This window comes from Colwellia marinimaniae (genome assembly GCF_002207865.1).
In the GTDB taxonomy this organism is placed as follows: domain Bacteria; phylum Pseudomonadota; class Gammaproteobacteria; order Enterobacterales; family Alteromonadaceae; genus Colwellia; species Colwellia marinimaniae.
The window spans coordinates 1-273 of record NZ_BDQM01000258.1; the positions used below are offsets into that span (position 1 = coordinate 1).

Annotated in this window: 1 protein-coding gene; it reads right to left on the bottom strand. The window is 37.7% G+C overall.

What is annotated here, in order from left to right; genetic code table 11:
* Positions 1-3: 3 nt before the first annotated feature.
* A partial coding sequence (locus MTCD1_RS23435; RefSeq protein WP_235013392.1) for a hypothetical protein occupies positions 4-273 on the bottom strand: 270 nt, incomplete at its 5' end.

Here is a 273-nt window from a genome sequence, read left to right on the forward strand (position 1 = left end):
ACTTTATGTTGTGCGAGTAATGTAATACCAATCACGACTGATATTTTTTTGTTTTGAGTAGATGTTCAATAATTTCGTGATCGATGTTGAGATAATCATGAACCAGCGCATTGCGCATGATACGCACTTGTTGGGGCTACTTGGTAAATTTGCTTGCACCAGTGCTTGCGCCAAAAGATGATATTTGTAACCTAATTCTTGATGATCGTGTGCAGCTATGTAGCCTAGTCTGGTTATTATCCTTCTAATTGACAAGTATGCACTGTATTTGTT